The following is an 18,318-nucleotide window of genomic DNA, read 5'->3' as shown; positions in this document are numbered from 1 at the left end:
CGAACCGGGGCGGGCAGACGGCGCTTCGTCAGAGAATGTCGCCCGGCGCGTACTTGGCGGCCTCCGGGTACGCGGCCGCGACGGCCTCGATCTGCCGGACGACCTCGGCGACCTGCGCCCCGGCCGCACCGGTGAAGGACAGCCGGTCGGCCAGCAGCGCGTCCAGCGCGGCCCGGTCCAGCGGGATCCGCTCGTCGTTCGCCAGCCGGTCCAGCAGCTCGTTCTCCCGGGCGCCGGCCCGCATCGCGAGCGCGGAGGCGACGGCGTGCTCCTTGATGACCTCGTGCCCGGTCTCCCGGCCGACGCCCGCCCGAACCGCGCCCATCAGCACCTTGGTGGTGGCCAGGAACGGCAGGTAGCGGTCCAGCTCGGCCTCGATCACGGCCGGGAAGGCACCGAACTCGTCGAGGACGGTCAGGAAGGTCTCCAGCAGGCCGTCGAAGGCGAAGAAGGCGTCCGGCAGCGCGACCCGGCGGACCACCGAGCAGGAGACGTCGCCCTCGTTCCACTGGTCGCCGGCCAGCTCGCCGGTCATCGACGCGTAGCCGCGCAGGATCACGGCCAGGCCGTTGACCCGCTCGCAGGAGCGGGTGTTCATCTTGTGCGGCATCGCCGAGGAGCCGACCTGGCCCTCCTTGAAGCCCTCGGTCACCAGCTCGTGGCCGGCCATCAGACGGATGGTCTTGGCCAGGCTGGACGGCGCGGCCGCCAGCTGGACGAGGGCGGTCAGCACCTCGAAGTCCAGCGAGCGCGGGTAGACCTGGCCGACGCTGGTGAGCACGTTGTCGAAGCCGAGGTGCGCGGCGACCCGGCGCTCCAGCTCGGCGAGCTTGTCGGTGTCGCCGCCGAGCAGGTCCAGCATGTCCTGGGCGGTGCCGACCGGGCCCTTGATCCCGCGCAGCGGGTAGCGGGCGATCAGCTCCTCCAGGCGGCGGAAGGCGACCAGCAGCTCGTCGGCGATCGACGCGAAGCGCTTGCCCAGGGTGGTGGCCTGCGCGGCCACGTTGTGCGAGCGGCCGGCCATGACCAGCTCGGCGTGCTCGGCGGAGATCCGGCCCAGGCGGACCAGCACGGCGACGGTGCGGTCGCGCACGTGCTCCAGCGACTGCCGGATCTGCAACTGCTCGACGTTCTCGGTCAGATCCCGGGAGGTCATGCCCTTGTGGATCTGCTCGTGGCCGGCGAGTTCGCTGAACTCCTCGATCCGGGCCTTGACGTCGTGCCGGGTGACCCGCTCGCGGGCGGCGATGGAGGCGAGGTCGACCTGGTCGATCACCCGCTCGTAGTCGGCGACGGCGGTGGCGGGCACCTCGACACCGAGGTCCTGCTGGGCCTTCAGGACGGCGAGCCAGAGGTGGCGCTCAAGGACCACCTTGTGCTCGGGGGACCAGAGCTGGGCCAGGGTCGCCGAGGCGTACCGGGAGGCCAGGACATTGGGGATCTGGGGCTTCGCGCTCACGCTTCGCAAGCCTAACAGCCGAGGTCAGCCGGAACGGCCCGGGCTCGGGTAGGCTGGGACACTTGAGCAGTTGTCAACAAGGACTGCACAAACTCCTCACCGCAAGGATACCACACCCATGAACGGATCTCCAGCGGTTCCCTCCGGACCGGCCGGAACGGACGACCGCCTCGCCGAGGCGCTGCGCACCGAACAGGCCCGCCTGACCGGCCTGTACGCCCACCTGGACGCCGCCCGCGATCGCGCCCGCCGCACCCTCGCGGCGGCCGGTCACGAGGCCGGCCCGGGCGGCACGCACCAGGCCCGGCTGGAGCGCGAGGTGCGCGCCGCCGAGGCCGCCCGCCGCTCCGCCCGGCTGGAGGCCGTCGAACGCGGCCTCTGCTTCGGCCGCCTCGACCACCGTGACGGCACCGTCCACTACCTCGGCCGGATCGGCCTCACCGACGAAGCGGCCGGGACCTACGAGCCGGTCCTCGTCGACTGGCGTGCCCCCGCCGCCCGCCCGTTCTACACCGCCACCCCGGCCGACCCGGGCGAACTGGTCCGCCGCCGCCACCTGCACAGCCGCGGCCGCACCCTCACCGGGCTGGACGACGAGGCGCTCGACCTCGGCGCCCTGGACGAGCGCGGCCGGCGCGGCCTGGTCGGCGAGGCGGCGCTGCTGGCCGCCCTCGACCGCGAGCGCACCGGCCGGATGGCCACGGTGGTCGCCACCATCCAGGCCGAGCAGGACCGGGTGATCCGCGCCCCGCTGCCCGGCGCCCTGGTCGTCCAGGGCGGCCCCGGCACCGGGAAGACGGTCACCGCGCTGCACCGCGCCGCCTATCTGCTGTACACCCACCGCGCGGTGCTGGAGCGGCGCGGCGTCCTGGTGATCGGGCCCAACCCGGCGTTCCTGCGCTACATCGACCAGGTGCTGCCCGCGCTCGGCGAGACCGAGGTGGTGCTGCGCACCGTCGGCGAACTGTTCCCCGGCGTCCGCGCCACCGCCGAGGACGCACCCGCCGCCGCAGTGGTCAAGGGCGGACCGTGGATGGCCGAGGTGCTCCGGCGCGCCGTCGCGGCCCACCAGCGGCTGCCGGAGGGCGACCTGCTCCTCGGCGAGCACCTGCGGCTGCCCCGCCGGGTCTGCGCCGAGGCCCGGGCGGCCGCGCGCGGCCTGCGCCTGCCGCACAACCGGGCCCGCGGCTTCCTCCTGCGCACCCTGCTCGACGCCCTGGCGGTGGCCCAGGCGCTCTCCCTCGGCCGCCCGTACGACGAGGAGGAGGCCCGCTACGCCCCGCGCGAGCTCTGGTCGCAGCCCGAGGTCCGCGCCGGACTCGACGCCCTGTGGCCGCTCCTGACGCCCGGCCGGCTGCTCGACCGGCTGCTCTCCGACTCCGCGCTGCTGGCCGCCGCGGCCCCCGGCCTCTCCCCCGCCGAACGCGCCGCCGTCCTGCGCCCGCCCGGAGCGCCGTGGACCACCGGGGACGTCCCGCTGCTCGACGAGGCGGCCGAGCTCCTCGGCGAGGACGGCGCCCTGGCCCGGGCCCGCTCCCGCGCCGCCGACCGGGCCCTGGACGAGGAACGGGCCTACGCCGAGGGCGTGCTCACCGTCACCGGCCAGCGGGGCGACGCCACCCTGGACGCCGGACTGCTCGCCGAGCGCTTCCGCGACTCCGGCCCGGAGCGCACCACCGCCGAGCGCGCCGCCGAGGACCGCACCTGGGCGTACGGGCACGTGGTGGTCGACGAGGCGCAGGAGCTGTCCGCGATGGCCTGGCGGGCCGTGCTGCGCCGGGTGCCGACCCGCTCGCTGACCATCGTCGGCGACCTCGCCCAGACCGCCTCGCCGGCCGGCGCCCGGTCGTCCTGGGGCGAGCTGCTGGACCGCGAACTGCCGGGCCGCTGGCGCGAGGAGCGGCTCACCGTCAACTACCGCACACCGGCCGCGATCATGGCGCCGGCGGCGGCCGTGCTCCGTGCCCACGCCCCCGGCCAGGAACCGCCCGAGGCCGTCCGGGAGACCCCCGAGCGCCCGGGCGCCGTCGCCGTTCCGGACGGCGACTACGCCGCCGCGCTGGCCGCGCTGCCCACCGGCACCGGCACCCTGGGGGTGATCGCCCCGGACGCCGGCGCCGCCGCCCTCGGGGCGCTGACCGTCCGCGAGGCCAAGGGCCTGGAGTTCGACGCGGTCGTGCTGGTCGACCCGGCCGCACTGCTCGCCCAGGGCGCGCCGGACCTCTACGTCGCCCTGACCCGCGCGACCCGGCGCCTCACCCTGCTCCACCACACCCCGCTGCCGCCCGCCCTCACGGCGGCCCTGGCGGCCCTGAGCGGCTAGGAGCGCCCGCTGAGCACCGGGAGGACCTGGAGGCAGATCGAGTGCAGCGCCGCGCGCTGCTCGCCGCTGAGGATCTCGAAGGCCTGGTGGGTGCGGCTCATCTCGCCGCGGATCCGCGCCAGGATCTCCCGGCCCTGCTCACTGATGACCACGATCTTGACCCGCCGGTCCCCCGCCGAGGCCTCCCGGCGGGCCAGTCCGAGCGCCTCCAGCCGGTCGACGATCCCGGTCACGTTGGAGGCGTCGCAGCCGAGCCGCCCGGCCAGCGCGCGCATCGGCACCGGCTCCTGGACGGCGCCGAGCGCCTTGGCCTGCGAGGAGGAGAGACCGTGCCGGGCCGCGGCGGCCGCGAAGTCCTGGAAGTAGGCACCACCGACGGCGGCCAGTGCCTCCATCAGCTGGGCGTTGGTCGGTGCGGTCGTGGTCGTCGTCGAACCCATGGAGGTCAGCCTACGACCGACTGCTTCAGCAACTCAAGATTTGAGCACGGCAAAGGTCCGGTGACCAAACCGCCTGCCCCCGGGAACCGGGCCCGCTCAGAGCACCAGCTGGTCGAACAGGCGCCGCAGCTCCGTCTCCGGATCGGCGGTCAGCCCGGTGTGCACCGGCCCCGGCTGCACCACCGCGCTGCGCGGGGCGGTGAGCCAGCGGAACCGCTGCCCCGGACCGTCCGCCGCGGCCGGTCCGGCCTGCGGGCCGCCCGCGCAGACCGCCTCGATCCCGTGCAGCGCCCGCCGCACCGCGGACACGTCGGCGACCGGGTCCAGCGCCAGCAGCCGCGCCTGGTCCAGATGGGTCCGCGCGGCCAGGTGCGAGCTCTGCCGGCAGTACAGCAGCACGCCCACGTTGACGCACTCGCCGCGCTCCACCCGGGGCACCGCCCGGATCACCGCGTACTCGTACTCGTGCAGCTCGGCCCGGAGCGGCAGCGCCGAGCGCGCCGCTTCGCCCGCCCGGAGCTCGGCCGGCCCGGAGTCCGCCGACCAGGACAGACGGGACCCGGACAGGCGGGACTCGGACAGGCCGAACTCCTCGAAGCCGGACTCGGTCATGCGGACACCTCCGGCAGCCAGTCGCGCGGACCGGCCAGTCGCGCGGTCAACCGGGCGCGGTAGGCCTCGCGCACCGCCCCGGGCGAGTCGAACCCGGGCTCGTCCGCCAGCCAGACGTCCGGGATCAGCGCCACGGCCTCCTCGATCGCGCCCTCCGCCAACGGGGCGAGCGCCTTGTCGGCCGCGAGCAGGTCCGGCTCGGCGCCCAGCAGCGCGTGGTCGGAGGCGTCGTACGGGCGGCGGGTCCAGCCGTCGGCGCCCGCCCAGTGGTGGTGGAAGATCAGGCTCGCGCCGTGGTCGATCAGCCGCAGGCCACCGGTGGCGACCAGCAGGTTGGGGTTGCGCCAGGACCGGTCGACGTTGCCGATCAGCGCGTCGAACCAGAGCACCTGCCCGGCCAGCCCGGCGTCCACCTCGAAGCAGACCGGGTCGAAGTTGAGCGCTCCGCTGACGAAGGCCATGCCCAGGTTGAGCCCGCCGCTGGCGCGCATCTGGTCCTGGATCTGCGGATCCGGCTCGCTGCGGGCCAGCACCGGGTCCAGGTCGACGGTCACCAGCTCGGGCACCGGCAGGCCGAGCCGCCGGCCGAGCTCACCGGCCAGCACCTCCGCGACCAGCGCCTTGCGGCCCTGGGCCGCGCCGACCCACTTCAGCGCGTACAGCCGCCGGTCGTCGGCCTCGACCAGGCCCGGCATCGAGCCGCCTTCTCGCAGTGGCGTCACATAGCGGACCGCCGTCACCTCGGGGAGCACGGCGGACAGCCTATCGGGCATATGCACGGGGCGGGTGTCGCTCGGCGCACTCGCCCGCCCGGGTCGTCCCGGTGGCAGCCCCGGCTGCTCCGTGCGAGTGTGGCGGACAGTAATCGGGGCACCCGACGGCCACGACCCGCAGCACGACGGCTGCGCCGTGAGGTAACGACCTGTAACTGTGAGGGACGCACGATGGAACGAGCCCGGATCCTGATCGTGGGCGGCGGCTTCGCCGGACTGGAGTGCGCGCGCCGCCTGGAGCGCAAGCTCTCCCCCGCGGAGGCGGAGATCTCCCTGGTCACCCCCTTCAGCTACCAGCTCTACCTGCCGCTGCTGCCGCACGTGGCGGCCGGCGTGCTGACGCCCCAGTCGGTGGCCGTCTCGCTGCGCCGCTCGCTGCGCCGCACCCACATCGTCCCCGGCGGCGCGATCGGCGTGGACCCGGTCTCCAAGGTCTGCGTGGTCCGCAAGATCACCGACGAGGTGGTGGCGCAGAAGTACGACTACCTGGTGCTGGCCCCCGGCAGCGTCACCCGCACCTTCGACATCCCCGGCCTGACCGACTACGCGCGCGGCATGAAGACGCTCGCCGAGGCGGCCTACGTCCGCGACCACGTGATCGCCCAGCTCGACCTCGCCTCGGCCAGCCAGGACCAGAAGGAGCGCGAGTCCCGGCTGCAGTTCGTGGTGGTCGGCGGCGGCTACGCCGGCACCGAGACCGCCGCCTGCCTGCAGCGGCTCACCACGGCGGCCGCCCACCGCTACCCGCGGCTGGACGCCCGGCAGATCAAGTGGCACCTCATCGACATCGCGCCCAAGCTGATGCCCGAGCTGGGCGACGCGCTGGGCACCGCCGCCCTGGAGGTGCTGCGCGAGCGCGGCATCGAGGTGTCGCTGGGCGTCTCGGTGGCCGAGGTCGGCGCCGAGTCGGTCAAGTTCACCGACGGCCGGGTGCTGCCCTGCCGGACGCTGATCTGGACGGCCGGCGTCGCGGCGAGCCCGCTGATCGCCACCCTGGACGCCGAGACGGTGCGCGGACGGCTCGCGGTGACGGCGGAGATGCGGGTGCCGCAGTTCGAGGGCGTCTTCGCGCTCGGCGACGCCGCCGCCGTACCGGACCTCGCCAAGGGCGACGGCGCGGTCTGCCCGCCGACCGCCCAGCACTCGGCCCGCCAGGGCCGCGCGGTGGCCAGGAACGTGATCGCCGCGCTGCGCAACCAGCCGCTGGAGCCGTACTACCACAAGGACCTGGGCCTGGTCGTGGACCTCGGCGGCAAGGACGCCGTCTCCAAGCCGGTCGGGGTGGAGCTGCGCGGCGTGCCGGCCCAGCTGGTGGCCCGCGGCTACCACCTGATGGCGATGCGCACCAACGCCGCGAAGTTCCGGGTCGGCGCCAACTGGCTGCTCAACGCGACCGCCGGCGACGACTTCGTGCGCACCGGCTTCCTCGCCCGCCAGCCCGCCCGGCTGCGGGACTTCGAGTACACCGACGCCTACCTGTCGAAGGACCAGGTCAGGGAGCACGCCCAGGCGCTGCTCGCCAAGGGCTGACCGGCTCCGGCGGCGGTGCCCGCCCCTCCTCCCGTCGCGCACGGGAGGAGGGGCTCTTGCCGGGCCGCTTGCGCCGGGCTCCCCCGCGGTCGGGCACATCCCGCCCGCGTCCTGGCCCGCGGTGTTGCGCCACCCTTGAGGCCGGACGGGATCAGACCAGCCGGGACGGCGCGCCCTCCACGCCCAGCACCGCCGCCAGGTCCCCGGCCAGCCGCCCGGCGTCCGCCGGATCGAGCCGGGCGACGGTGATCCGCAGCCCGGGCGGCGACTGCAGCCGGTAGCGCGCGCCGGGCGCCGCGACCCAGCCCCGCTGGACCAGCGCGGCGAGCGCGACGGCCTCGTCCGGCACCGGCACCCAGACGTTCACCCCGCTCGCCCCGTGCGCCGCGATCCCCCGCTCGGCCAGCGTGCCGATCAGCGCCTCCCGGCGCTCCCGGTAGGCGGCGGCCACCCGGCCCACCGGCGCGGCGTCGGCGCGCCACAGCTCGGCCACCGTGTGCTGGAGCAGGTGGCTGACCCAGCCGGCCCCCAGCCGCTGGCGCCCGAGCACCCGGCCGACGGTGTCCGCGTCCCCGACCGCGACCGACAGCCGCAGGTCCGGCCCGTACGCCTTGGCCGCCGAGCGCACCACCGCCCAGTGCGCCGAGCCCGCCCCCGCCAGCGGGTGGTAGGGCAGGTCGACGATGCCGTGGCCGTGGTCGTCCTCGATCAGCAGCACGTCCGGGTGGGCGGCCAGCACCGCGCGCAGCTCGGCGGCCCGCCCGGCGGTGAGCGCCGCGCCGGTCGGGTTCTGCGCCCGGCTGGTGACGACCACCGCCCGCGCGCCGGCCTCCAGCGCCCCGGCGAGCGCCCCGGGCAGCGGGCCGGCGTCGTCGAGCGGGACCGGCACGGCGCGCAGCCCGAGCGCCGGCAGCAGGTCGAGCAGGCTGCCCCAGCCCGGGTCCTCGACGGCGACGGCGTCGCCGGGGCGCAGCCGGGTGACCAGGATCCGCTCGATGGTGTCCAGCGAGCCGGAGGCGACGGCGAGCGGTCCGGACGGCAGACCGTCGGCGGCGAAGGCCGCGCCGGCCAGGGCGAGCAGCCCGGGGTCGGCGGCCGGGTCGCCGTAGCGGACCGGGCTGCGGCGGGCGGCCTCGGCGGCGGCCGCGAGGGCGGCGGTGAGGTCCGGCAGCAGGGCCGGGTCGGGGTTGCCGTCGGAGAGGTCGCGGGCGTGCGCCGGGACGGGCAGGCGGATCTGGTCGCGCGGGGTGTGGGCCGGGCGGGGGCGGATCCGGCTGCCCTTGCGGCCGGCGGTCTCGATCACCCCGCGGTCACGGAGCAGCCGGTAGGCGGCGGCCACCGTGTTGGGGTTGACGCCGAGTTCGGCGGCGAGGTCGCGCAGCGGCGGCAGCGGCGTCCCGGGTGCGAGTCGGCCGTCGCTGACGCCCCGCTCGACCTCGGCCGCGATATCGCTGGCACGCCGTCCGGTGATCCGATAGTCTCCTAGCACAAAACAGAGTATGCACTAGTACATAGAGGTTGTCATGTCGACCACGCCGGACGCCGACCCGTCCTACGCCCGGACCCCGCGCACCACCCCCACCCGCTACAAGGACCGCGCCACCTGGGAGCGCGAGGTGATCCACGCGATCCTGGACGCCACCTACCTCTGCCACCTCGGCTTCGTCGCCGACGGGGCGCCGGTCGTCCTGCCCACCATCCACGCCCGGGTCGGCGGCCGCCTCTACGTGCACGGCTCCACCGGCAGCCGCCCGCTGCGCTCGGCCAGGGGCGAGCAGGGCCTGCCGGTCTGCGTCACCGTCACCCTGGTCGACGCCCTGGTGCTCACCAAGTCGGCGTTCAACCACTCGGTCAACTTCCGCTCGGTGGTCGCCCACGGCACCGCCCACCAGGTCACCGACCCCGAGGAGCTGGCGGTCGCGCTGGACGCGCTGGTCGACCAGGTGGTCCCCGGCCGCTCCGGCGAGGTCCGCCCGGCCAACGCCAAGGAGCTCGCCGCCACCGCGGTGCTCCGCCTGGAGCTGGACGAGGTCTCCGCCAAGACCCGGGCCGACCTCGCCGAGGACGACCCCGAGGACCTCGCCCTGCCGCACTGGGCCGGCGTCGTCCCGGTCACCACCGGCTACGGCACGCCGGTGCCGGACGCCTCCACCACCGTGCCGCTGCCCGCGAACCTCGCCGCCCTCACCGCCCCGCGCGACATCCGTCCGGAGACGTCATGCTGATCCGCTCCTGGGACCGCGGCGACGAGGACGAGTGGCGCGCCTGGCTCGCCGAGGGCCGCGACTTCGGGCTGCTCGCCGCCAACGGCGGGCCGGGCCGGGGCCCCGTCCTGGTGCCCACCCACTTCCTGCTGGACGCCGGCCGCGGCGAGATCCTGCTCCACCTGGCCGCCCCCAATCCGCTGCTCGCGGCCGTCCGGGCGGACCCGGAGGTCACCCTCGCGGTCACCGACGACTACGCCTTCGCCCCCGGCCACTGGCGCGGCGCGCCCGGCACCCCGACCAGCTTCTACAGCTCCGTGCAGTTCCACGCCACCGCCGCGCTCGTCGAGGACGCGGCCGGCAAGGCGGAGATCCTCAACCGCCAGCTGGCCCACTTCCAGCCGGAGAGCCCGGACACCCGGGTGGCCCCGGGCGAGGGCGAGCTCGGCCGGCTGCTCCCCGGCCTGACCGGGCTGCGGCTGACCGTCCGCGAGGTGCGCGCCAAGTTCAAGTACGACGACAAGAAGCCGGCCGCCGAGCAGCTGGCGCTGGCCGACCGGCTCGCCGAACGCGCCCGCCCGCTCGACACCGGTGCCCGCGCCCAGCTGCTGCGCCGCAACGCCCGCAGGACGGCACGCAACGCGCCGTCCGCGCGGGGCAACCGCACGCCGAGCTGACGCACCGTCACCCGTTCGGCCCAGCCACCGCGACGCGCGCCCCCTCCCGCTGATCGAATGTGAGACGAACCCTGCCCTCCCGGCCGAGCGGGCGGGACCGTCGACCCCGGGGAGCGCGCGTGTCCACGACCCACACCCATCCGGCTTCCGGCGAGGCGCACCTCGGGCACGTCGTGTTCATCTCCGCCGCCGCCGCGATGGGCGGCTTCCTGTTCGGCTACGACAGCGCGGTGATCAACGGCGCGGTGACCGGCATCCAGAAGCACTTCGGGGTGGGCAACGGCACGACCGCCTTCGTGGTGGCCATCGCCCTGCTCGGCTCGGCCGCCGGCGCGGTGGTGGCCGGGCGGCTGGCCGACCACCTGGGCCGGGTGCGCACCATGCTGCTGGCCTCGGTCCTCTTCGCGGTCAGCGGCATCGGCTCGATGTTCCCGCCGAACATCGAGGTGCTGGCCACCTGGCGGGTGGTCGGCGGCGTGGCGATCGGCATCGCCTCGGTGATCGCCCCGACCTACATCGCCGAGGTCGCCCCGACCGCCTACCGGGGCCGGCTGGCCTCCTTCCAGCAGATGGCGATCGTGCTCGGCATCACCGTCTCCCAGCTCGCCAACTGGGCGCTCAACCAGGCCGCCGGCGGCGAGTCCACCGGCCACCTCGGGGGCGTCCAGGCCTGGCAGTGGATGCTCGGCGTGGAGGCGATCCCGGCCCTGGTCTACGGCCTGATGGCGCTGGCCATCCCCGAGTCGCCGCGCTACCTGATCGCCGACCACCGGGAGGCGCAGGCCCGCCGGGTGCTGGTGGAGGTCGAGGGCGAGGACGTCGACCTCGACGCCCGGGTGGCGGAGATCCGCGCGGTGCTGGAGTCCACCCGCAAGCCGCGGCTCAAGGACCTGCTGGGCGGCCGGTTCGGCCTGCTGCCGATCGTCTGGGTCGGCATCGGCGCCTCGGTGTTCCAGCAGTTCGTCGGCATCAACGTGATCTTCTACTACTCCTCCTTCCTGTGGCAGTCGGTGGGCATCAACGAGTCCAACTCGCTGCTGATCAGCCTCTCCACCTCGATCATCAACGTGATCGGCACGGTGATCGCGATGGCCCTGGTCGACCGGATCGGCCGCAAGCCGCTCGCGCTGGCCGGCTCGGCCGGCATGGCCGCCGCGCTGGGCACCGCCGCCTGGGCCTTCTCCTACCGGGAGGGCAGCGGCGACGCCGCGACCCTGGACAACACCCACGCGGTGGTGGCGCTGATCGCCGCGCACGTCTTCGTGCTCTGCTTCGCCTTCTCCTGGGGCGTGGTGGTCTGGGTGCTGCTCGGCGAGATGTTCCCGAACCGGATCCGCGCGCTCGCCCTGTCCGTCGCCGCCTCCGCCCAGTGGATCGCCAACTGGGCGATCACCGTCAGCTTCCCCGACCTCGCCGACTGGAACCTGTCGGCGACCTACGTCATCTACGCGGTCTTCGCGCTGCTCTCCATCCCCTTCGTGGCCTTCTGCATCAAGGAGACCAAGGGCCGCGCCCTGGAGGAGATGGGCTGAGCCCGCGCCGGGCGCCCCCGGGCCCCGCCGTTCCACGCCCCCGGCCACCGACCCGCCGCCGTGCCCGGCGGTCCGTCCCCCGAGAGGAAGCCATGCCTGACCAGGGCGGCTCCCGGCAGAACGTCACCTTCCCGAGCAACGGCCGCGAGGCCCACGGCTACCTGGCCCGCCCGCCGCAGGGCGTCGGCCCCGGCCTGGTGGTGGTCCAGGAGTGGTGGGGCCTGACCCCGTACCTGGCCGGCGTGGCGGACCGGTTCGCCGCCGAGGGCTTCACCGTCCTCGCGCCGGACCTCTTCGGCGGCACGACCACCCACGACGCCGCCGAGGCCGCCCGGCTCAAGCGCGAGCTGCCGGTCGAGCGGGCGGTACGGGACCTGCGCGGCGCGGTCGGCTTCCTGCTCGGCCTGGAGGGCGTGGTCGGCGACGCGGTCGGGGTCGTCGGCTTCTGCATGGGCGGCGGCTTCGCCCTGCTGCTGGCCGCCGCCGAGGGCGACCGGGTGGCCGCGGCGGTCCCGTTCTACGGCCTGCCGCCCGACCCGGACTTCGAGTACCGGGGCCTGAGCGCCCATGTGCTGGGCCACTTCGGCGAGCACGACCGCGCGATCCCGATGGCCGCCGTGGACGAGGCCGCGATCCGGATCGGCGAGGCCACCGACGTCCGCCCGGAGATCCACTTCTACCCGGCCGGCCACGCCTTCATGAACGAGGAGAACCTGCTGGGCACCTACGACCCGCTGCAGGCGGAGATCGCCTGGCGGCGCACCCTGACCTTCCTCTGGGGCCACCTCGGCTGAGCCCCGGGGCCGCCGTGGCGGCGCCGCCGCCCCCGTCCGGATATCGGATGGACACGGACCATCCGCCCCGGCATAGTCACGGGGTGCAGAGCCAACCCCCGCCTCCGCCCACCGCCCGCCCGGCCTGGGCGAGCCGCAACTTCCGGATCCAGACCGCCGCCACCGTGGTCAGCGGCCTCGGCAACGCCGGCGCCCCGATCGCCACCGCCTTCGCCATCCTGGACGGCGGCGGCTCCACCGCGGACGTCGGCTACGTCACCGCCGCCCGGCTGCTGCCGACCGTCCTGCTGCTGGTGCTCGGCGGCGCCCTCGCCGACCGGCTGCCGCGCCACCACGTCATGGTCGCCGCCAACGTGTTCAGCGCCGTCTTCCAGGGCGCCCTCGCCGTCCTGGTGCTGACCGGCGAGCCGGCCCTCTGGCAGCTGATGCTGCTCTCGGCCGGCGCCGGTGCCGGCTACGCGTTCTACTCCCCCGCCGCCGGCGGCATGATCCTGGAGAGCGTCGCCCCCGAGCACGCCGCCCGGGCCTTCTCGGTCTACCGGATGGGCTTCAACGGCTCGCAGATCGGCGGCGCCGCGCTCGGCGGCGCGCTGACCGCCACGGTCGGCGCCGGCTGGGTGCTCGCCCTGGACGCGGTCTGCTTCCTGGCCGCCGCGGCGCTGCGCTTCCTGCTGGAGCCGCAGGCCCCCGCCGCCCCGGCCGGGGGCGGCGGCATGCTGCGCGACCTGCGCGAGGGCTGGCGGGAGTTCTCCTCCCGCCGCTGGCTCTGGGTGATCGTCCTCCAGTTCTCGGTGCTGGTCGCCTGCGTCGGCGCGGTCGAGGCGGTGTACGGTCCCGCCTTCGCCAAGGAGCGGCTCGGCGGCGCCGGCGACTGGGGCCTGGCGATGGCCGCCTACGGCGCCGGCCTGGTCGCCACCGGCCTGCTGATGACCCGCTGGCAGCCGCGCCGGATCCTGCTGGTCGGCAACTGGGGCGTCTTCCTGTTCGGCGTGCCCGCGCTCGCCCTCGCGGTCGCCGCCCCGATGCCGGTGCTCTGCGCGGCGATGTTCGTCTCCGGCGTCGGCGTCACCGTCTTCGGCGTCAACTGGATGATCGCCCTGCAGCAGGAGATACCGGCCGAGGCGTTCTCCCGGGTCACCGCCTACGACGAGCTCGGCTCGCTCTCGCTGGCGCCGGTCGGCACCGCGCTCGCCGGACCGGTCGCCGACCGGCTCGGCCTGTCCGGCGCGCTCTGGGCCTGCGCGGTGATCTCCCTGGTCCTCAGCGCCGCCGTGCTGCTGGAGCCGGAGGTCCGCCGGCTCTCCCGGCGCCCGGCCGCCCCGGACGCCGCACCGCCCGCCCACGCCCACCCGGTCCCCGCCGCCGACGCCGTCACGGGCTGAACGCTCCGGCGCACCCCGTGCGCCCCCGTGTGCGCCCTCCGGCCGGCAACCGCCGGAGGGCTCGGCACGTCCGTCCAGGTGACGACGGATGAGACCTGGGGGACCCCCGATGCCCAAGCCACTCCTGTTCCTGGACGTCGACGGCGTGCTCAACCCGGTCTGCCCCGCGCCCGGGGCCGACTTCGACGCCCACACCCTGTTCGGCTACACCGTGCTGCTCTCCGCCCGGCACGGCGCCTGGCTGCGCGAGCTGGCCGGCACCTACGACCTGGTCTGGGCGACCACCTGGGAGGAACACGCCAACACCCACATCTCCCCGGCGATCGGCCTGCCCGAGCTGCCCTTCGTCCGCTTCACCGGCTACGTCCCGCAGCCCGGCGACCCGCGGGTGCCGCTGATGGAACTGCTCTCCGCCCGCAAGTGGGCGCCGCTGCTGCGCTACGCGGCCGGCCGCCCGTTCGCCTGGGTCGACGACGTCATCCCGCCCCGGCTGGTCCGCAACTCCCTGGTGCGCCGCGACCGCCTGCTGCTGGCCGTCGACCCCGGCCAGGGCCTCGAACGCCCCCACGTGGACCGGCTGCTGTCCCGCCCGCCGCGCCCCGGGGCGGTGTCCGCGCTCACCCGGTGGGCAGCCAGCTGACGTGCCCGGCGAGCAGCGCGTAGCCGACGAACGCCACCGTGTCGATCAGCGCGTGCGCCACCACCAGCGGCATCACCCGCCCCCAGCGCCGGTACAGCAGGCAGAACACCATGCCCATCACGATGTTGCCGACCAGCCCGCCGATCCCCTGGTACAGGTGGTACGAGCCGCGCAGCAGCGAACTCGCCACCAGCGCGGCCGGCCACGACCAGCCCAGCTGCCCCAGCCGGCGCAGCAGGTAGCCGAGGACGACGACCTCCTCCAGGATCGCGTTCTGCCAGGCCGACAGCAGCAGCACCGGGATCCGCCACCACACGTCCGGCAGCCCGGACGGCGCGACCGTCAGGTTGTAGCCGGCCGCCTGCGAGGCCAGGTAGAGCGCCAGCCCCGAGCCGCCGATCGCCGCCGCGACGGCCGCGCCCCGGCCGAGGTCGCGCAGCTTCTGCCCGAGGTCGAAGCCGAGCACCCGCAGCGCCGTGCCCTCGCGCACCAGCAGGTAGCCGACCAGCACCACCGGCATCAGCCCGCGGCCGATGTAGTAGAGCTGCCAGACCAGGTCCAGCCAGGGCCGGCCGGGGGCGCGCGAGCCGTTCAGGGTCGCCACCTGCTGGCCCAGCTTCAGCGTCTCGGTGAGCGAGGCGGTGAAGCTGATCAGCGCGCTGATGCCGCTGGCCCCGAGCGAGAGGCCGAGGACGATCAGCAGTTCCGCCCCGAGCAGGCGGCGGGTCGGCTTCGCGGTCTCCGGTGCGGTCGGGACGGTGGTCACGGCGGTGCTCCAGCACGGACGGGCGGCGGACGGCGGACGGTCGGCGGCCTCCGGCGCCGGCGGGCGGCCGTCGGCGGACCGGAGCGATCATCCTTCCACAGCGCCCCGCGCGCGCCCTGAGGTGCTACCCCACCGGCCAGGTGTGCACCGGCTCGCCGCCGCGCATGTGCTCCATGTACCGCCGGGTCATCGCCGCCAGCGCGGCCGGCCGGTCCATCCCGTACTGCTCGCGCAGCCGGTGGAAGGTGGCGCTCTGCCAGGAGGCGCCGTTGGTGCGGCGCAGGCAGCGCTGCTCGATGATGCCGAGGTAGCGGTCCCGGTCGGCCGGCTCCACGCCCCAGGCGTCCAGGCCCTGGTAGGCCATCGGCAGCAGCTCGTTGAGCACCAGGTCGACGGCGGGGACGGTGGTCAGCCCGCCGCCGCGCCCGGCCCGGCCCTGCCGCGGCCACTGGAACACCGCGTCGACGCCGTAGCGGGCCGCCTGGCGGAAGTTCTCGTCGGCCCGCTCGAACGGCAGCCTGGTCCAGATCGGCCGGGACTGCTCGGCCAGCACCCGCACCACGCCGTAGTAGAACGCCGCGTTGGCGAGCGTGTCGGCCACGGTCGGTCCGGCCGGCAGCGCCCGGTTCTCCACCCGCAGGTGCGGCACCCCGCCGCTGACGTCGTACACCGGGCGGTTCCACCGGTATATGGTGCCGTTGTGCAGCCGCATCTCGGCCAGCCGCGGCACGCCGCCGGAGGCCAGCACCTTGGCCGGGTCCTCGTCGTCGCAGATCGGCAGCAGCGCCGGGAAGTAGCGCAGGTTCTCCTCGAACAGGTCGTAGGCCGAGTCCACCCAGCGCTCGCCGAACCAGGTGATCGGGCGCACGCCCTGCGCCTTGAGCTCCGCCGAACGGGTGTCGCAGGCCTGCTGGAAGAGCACCGGGCGGGTCTCGCGCCACAGCTCCCGTCCGAACAGGAACGGCGAGTTGGCGCCGAGCGCGAGCTGCGGCCCGCAGATCGCCTGGGCGGCGTTCCACACCGAGGAGAACCGCTCGGGCGTCACCTGGAGGTGCATCTGGAGCGAGGTCGCGGCGGCCTCGGCGACCATGGTGATCGACTCCAGCTGGAGGTGCTCGACGCCCTCGATGTCCAGCGTGATGTCCTCGCCCCGGGCGGCCAGGATCTGGTCGCTGAGCAGGCTGTACCGCTGGTTGTGGGACATCGCGTCGAGCCCGGTGTGGTCGAGTTCCAGGGTCGGGAGGATGCCGACCATCACGATCCGCGCCCCGGCCTCCCCGGCCCGCCGGTCGGCGTACTTCAGCCCGGTGTCCAGTTCCTCGCGCAGTTCCTCGAAGACGTGCCCGCAGAGCCGGTGCGGCGCGATGTTGACCTCGATGTTGAAGCGGCCCAGCTCGGTCTGGAAGTCGGCGGAGCCGATCGCGGTGAGCACCTGGGCGTTGTTCAGCAGCGGCAGGCCCTGCTCGTCGGCCAGGTTGAGCTCGATCTCCAGGCCCATGACGCCCTTCGGGCGGTCGAAGCGCTCCTCGCGCAGCATCCGGCCGAGCGCGTCCAGACAGGACTGGAGCTTGCGCCGGTACATCTGCCGGTCCGAAAGGTCCGCCTGGGTCGCCACGACCTTCTCGCCCATGGTCTCCTCCTCCTGAGCCGGCCGGCCCCCGACCGTGCAAGCATCATGCCCACCCCGAAGATCGATACCCGAACGCTTGGATTGGCTTGCAATGCAAGGAAACTGATGCCGTATCAGCCTATCTGAAGACTTGCCCGGGGGCACCGCCTGTGATAAACAGGTCACCCTGCGCACCTGTTCGAGTAGAATTCGCACTGCGCCACGGCCCGGCCCGCCATCGCCGCGAGACCCCGGAGAGAACGGCCGCGCCGGCATCGCGATCCTGCCCAACCGGACAAGGCTCAGGTCCCGTCACCGTCGACGCACCAGCCATGCCGGTATGCCGCACTCGCACGCCGATCTCGCACGGAGAGGCGACCTTGCCATGACTCTGCAGACCCCCCAGCCCCCGCCCAGTGCCCTGCGCGCGGTCCTCGCAGCGCTCGACTCGGAGACCGCGCTGCGCCAACCCGCCGCCGCCGCGCTGCGTCATCCGACCGGGCCGCTCCTGCCCGCGCACCCGCTCGCCGTCCACGTCCTGGAGGGTCCGCGCGCCGAGCTCGCCGCGGCCCGGCGGACGGGCTGGCGCTTCCTCATCAAGGACGGCACCGAGGTGGCCGCCGCCGCCGAGGTGGTGCAGGGCGCGGAGGGCCACACCTTCTCGCACTTCACCGCCGGCCCGTACCTGGACTCCACGCTCCGGGCGCTGCGCGAGGCCTGGCAGCTCGCCCAGTCCGCCCGCTCCCGCTGCCAGCCGCGGCTGCTGACCTTCCCCGGCCAGTACGCGACGGCGCTGTGGCTGCACAGCCCGGACGGCGGCCCCGGCACCGACCTGCTGATCCCGCTGGCCCCGGCACCGATGGGCGTCACCGCGCACCGCGCCCACCCGGCCGCCGAACTGCTGCCGCTGCTGGCCCGGACGCCCGCCGCCCGCCCCCAGGCCGCGCCGCGCCCGCTGCTGCTCGGCACGGCGGACTCCGCCCGGCTCGCCTCCGGGGCGCTCTGAGACCCGGGACCGTCCGCCGCCCGATCCGGCGCCCCCCGGACGGGTCATCCGGCATGGCCCGACCGGGCCGCCCGCCCGATGGCCCGTCCGGTGCCGCCTTCGGCCCCGGACCACCTGAACGGGTGATCTCTGCCCGGGGGTTGTGGCGCATGTCACGAAATCGCTGCGCGCGCGTCCGCAGATGCCGACACTGGGAACCAGCGTGGAAGGACCTCCTGTCCTACCCACTTGAGCGCCGGTCCACACCTGGCCCGGCGCCGGACAGAATCCGACCACCGCGGCGGCGCCCGCCGGCCACCGGCGACACCTCGTCACGGGGAGGATCGCAGAGCGAAGCGAGGGTACGCATGTGCCAGCACCGTCCTGAGTGCCCGTCGGCCGAGTCCGAGGACCGCGAGGCCGCCGTCCCGGTGGCCTGCCACCCCGAGCAGGGCTGGAGCCTGCTCTGCAACGGCGTCCTGCTGTTCGAGGACACCGGCGAGCTGCTGCCCGACGGCCGGGTGATCGCCCCGCGCCGCCCGGCCGCGAGCGCGGTCTGAGCCGCCGGGCCGCCACGGCGGAACGAGCGCGA

General features: G+C 74.9%; 17 protein-coding genes. 10 read left to right on the top strand and 7 right to left on the bottom strand.

Translation table 11 applies throughout. The annotated features are described in order from the left end of the window. Positions 1 to 28 precede the first annotated feature (28 nt). Positions 29 to 1,459: an adenylosuccinate lyase gene (gene purB / locus ABT093_RS06970; protein WP_350561229.1), complete on the bottom strand. Its 1,431-nt coding sequence runs from the start codon at positions 1,457 to 1,459 to the stop codon at positions 29 to 31. A gap of 118 nt (positions 1,460 to 1,577) precedes the next feature. Here purB and ABT093_RS06965 point away from each other — a divergent pair, with 118 nt between their 5' ends. Further along, positions 1,578 to 3,782, top strand: a complete 2,205-nt coding sequence (locus ABT093_RS06965) for a HelD family protein (protein ID WP_350561227.1) — start codon at positions 1,578 to 1,580, stop codon at positions 3,780 to 3,782. On the opposite strand, the gene ABT093_RS06960 is transcribed toward ABT093_RS06965, so the two are convergent. The 3 genes from ABT093_RS06960 to ABT093_RS06950 form a co-directional block, all read right to left on the bottom strand. Continuing rightward, positions 3,779 to 4,222 carry a MarR family winged helix-turn-helix transcriptional regulator gene (locus ABT093_RS06960; RefSeq protein ID WP_350561225.1) on the bottom strand — a complete coding sequence of 148 codons (444 nt, stop codon included), beginning with the start codon at positions 4,220 to 4,222 and terminating at the stop codon, positions 3,779 to 3,781. The genes ABT093_RS06965 and ABT093_RS06960 overlap by 4 nt on opposite strands. Positions 4,223 to 4,318: 96 nt before the next feature. Next, complete coding sequence (locus ABT093_RS06955) at positions 4,319 to 4,711, bottom strand: DUF3037 domain-containing protein (protein ID WP_350561568.1); 393 nt, start codon at positions 4,709 to 4,711, stop codon at positions 4,319 to 4,321. Positions 4,712 to 4,830: 119 nt separating this feature from the next. Then, on the bottom strand, positions 4,831 to 5,586 hold the full coding sequence (locus ABT093_RS06950) for a HipA family kinase (RefSeq protein WP_350561223.1): 756 nt from the start codon (positions 5,584 to 5,586) through the stop codon (positions 4,831 to 4,833). Between the two features lie 192 nt (positions 5,587 to 5,778). On the opposite strand from ABT093_RS06950, the gene ABT093_RS06945 reads away from it, so the two are divergent. Continuing rightward, positions 5,779 to 7,137 (top strand): NAD(P)/FAD-dependent oxidoreductase, encoded by a 1,359-nt coding sequence (locus ABT093_RS06945; protein WP_350561221.1) that lies wholly within the window; start codon positions 5,779 to 5,781, stop codon positions 7,135 to 7,137. A 151-nt stretch (positions 7,138 to 7,288) separates the two neighbouring features. Here the strand turns inward: ABT093_RS06945 and ABT093_RS06940 are convergent, their stop codons facing one another. Next, positions 7,289 to 8,626 (bottom strand): aminotransferase class I/II-fold pyridoxal phosphate-dependent enzyme, encoded by a 1,338-nt coding sequence (locus tag ABT093_RS06940; RefSeq protein WP_350561219.1) that lies wholly within the window; start codon positions 8,624 to 8,626, stop codon positions 7,289 to 7,291. Between the two features lie 34 nt (positions 8,627 to 8,660). Here ABT093_RS06940 and ABT093_RS06935 point away from each other — a divergent pair, with 34 nt between their 5' ends. From ABT093_RS06935 to ABT093_RS06910, 6 genes are all read left to right on the top strand, one after another. Next, the gene (locus ABT093_RS06935; RefSeq protein WP_350561217.1) at positions 8,661 to 9,362 is read left to right on the top strand and encodes a pyridoxamine 5'-phosphate oxidase family protein; all 702 of its coding nucleotides are present in this window, start codon (positions 8,661 to 8,663) and stop codon (positions 9,360 to 9,362) included. Beyond that, the gene (locus ABT093_RS06930) at positions 9,356 to 10,018 is read left to right on the top strand and encodes an FMN-binding negative transcriptional regulator (RefSeq protein ID WP_350561215.1); all 663 of its coding nucleotides are present in this window, start codon (positions 9,356 to 9,358) and stop codon (positions 10,016 to 10,018) included. Before ABT093_RS06935 ends, ABT093_RS06930 begins: the two co-directional genes overlap by 7 nt. A gap of 119 nt (positions 10,019 to 10,137) precedes the next feature. After that, entirely contained in the window at positions 10,138 to 11,550 is a 1,413-nt protein-coding gene (locus ABT093_RS06925; protein ID WP_350561213.1) for a sugar porter family MFS transporter, read from the top strand. A gap of 92 nt (positions 11,551 to 11,642) precedes the next feature. Continuing rightward, positions 11,643 to 12,344: a dienelactone hydrolase family protein gene (locus tag ABT093_RS06920; RefSeq protein ID WP_350561211.1), complete on the top strand. Its 702-nt coding sequence runs from the start codon at positions 11,643 to 11,645 to the stop codon at positions 12,342 to 12,344. 83 nt (positions 12,345 to 12,427) lie between these two features. Further along, a complete protein-coding gene (locus tag ABT093_RS06915; protein ID WP_350561209.1) occupies positions 12,428 to 13,726 on the top strand; it encodes an MFS transporter in 1,299 nt (432 codons plus the stop codon). 109 nt (positions 13,727 to 13,835) lie between these two features. Beyond that, positions 13,836 to 14,366: an HAD domain-containing protein gene (locus ABT093_RS06910; RefSeq protein ID WP_350561207.1), complete on the top strand. Its 531-nt coding sequence runs from the start codon at positions 13,836 to 13,838 to the stop codon at positions 14,364 to 14,366. On the opposite strand, the gene ABT093_RS06905 is transcribed toward ABT093_RS06910, so the two are convergent. Together ABT093_RS06905 and ABT093_RS06900 are read right to left on the bottom strand one after the other, a co-directional pair. Beyond that, positions 14,344 to 15,132, bottom strand: coding sequence for a CPBP family intramembrane glutamic endopeptidase (locus tag ABT093_RS06905; protein ID WP_350561205.1), 789 nt, complete (start codon positions 15,130 to 15,132; stop codon positions 14,344 to 14,346). The genes ABT093_RS06910 and ABT093_RS06905 overlap by 23 nt on opposite strands. A 124-nt stretch (positions 15,133 to 15,256) precedes the next feature. Then, a complete protein-coding gene (locus tag ABT093_RS06900; protein ID WP_350561203.1) occupies positions 15,257 to 16,762 on the bottom strand; it encodes a glutamate-cysteine ligase family protein in 1,506 nt (501 codons plus the stop codon). A 364-nt stretch (positions 16,763 to 17,126) separates the two neighbouring features. On the opposite strand from ABT093_RS06900, the gene ABT093_RS06895 reads away from it, so the two are divergent. Further along, complete coding sequence (locus ABT093_RS06895) at positions 17,127 to 17,747, top strand: hypothetical protein (RefSeq protein WP_350561201.1); 621 nt, start codon at positions 17,127 to 17,129, stop codon at positions 17,745 to 17,747. Positions 17,748 to 18,094: 347 nt separating this feature from the next. Continuing rightward, complete coding sequence (locus tag ABT093_RS06890) at positions 18,095 to 18,286, top strand: DUF5999 family protein (protein WP_266273201.1); 192 nt, start codon at positions 18,095 to 18,097, stop codon at positions 18,284 to 18,286. The last annotated feature ends 32 nt before the right edge of the window (positions 18,287 to 18,318 follow it).

This window comes from Kitasatospora sp. NPDC002551, from assembly GCF_040296005.1.
Classification (GTDB): Bacteria; Actinomycetota; Actinomycetes; order Streptomycetales; family Streptomycetaceae; genus Kitasatospora.
Note: the sequence above shows the minus strand (reverse complement) of the source record. Positions and strands in the feature narration are given on the sequence as shown.

Bases quoted from the DNA above. Each gene is read 5' to 3' on its own strand.
- ABT093_RS06945 (WP_350561221.1), top strand. From the start codon at position 5,779: ATGGAACGAGCCCGGATCCTGATCGTGGGCGGCGGCTTCGCCGGACTG.
- ABT093_RS06960 (WP_350561225.1), bottom strand. From the start codon at position 4,222: ATGGGTTCGACGACGACCACGACCGCACCGACCAACGCCCAGCTGATG.
- ABT093_RS06930 (WP_350561215.1), top strand. From the start codon at position 9,356: ATGCTGATCCGCTCCTGGGACCGCGGCGACGAGGACGAGTGGCGCGCC.
- ABT093_RS06890 (WP_266273201.1), top strand. From the start codon at position 18,095: ATGTGCCAGCACCGTCCTGAGTGCCCGTCGGCCGAGTCCGAGGACCGC.
- ABT093_RS06920 (WP_350561211.1), top strand. From the start codon at position 11,643: ATGCCTGACCAGGGCGGCTCCCGGCAGAACGTCACCTTCCCGAGCAAC.
- ABT093_RS06910 (WP_350561207.1), top strand. From the start codon at position 13,836: ATGCCCAAGCCACTCCTGTTCCTGGACGTCGACGGCGTGCTCAACCCG.
- ABT093_RS06965 (WP_350561227.1), top strand. From the start codon at position 1,578: ATGAACGGATCTCCAGCGGTTCCCTCCGGACCGGCCGGAACGGACGAC.
- ABT093_RS06935 (WP_350561217.1), top strand. From the start codon at position 8,661: ATGTCGACCACGCCGGACGCCGACCCGTCCTACGCCCGGACCCCGCGC.
- ABT093_RS06895 (WP_350561201.1), top strand. From the start codon at position 17,127: ATGACTCTGCAGACCCCCCAGCCCCCGCCCAGTGCCCTGCGCGCGGTC.
- ABT093_RS06900 (WP_350561203.1), bottom strand. From the start codon at position 16,762: ATGGGCGAGAAGGTCGTGGCGACCCAGGCGGACCTTTCGGACCGGCAG.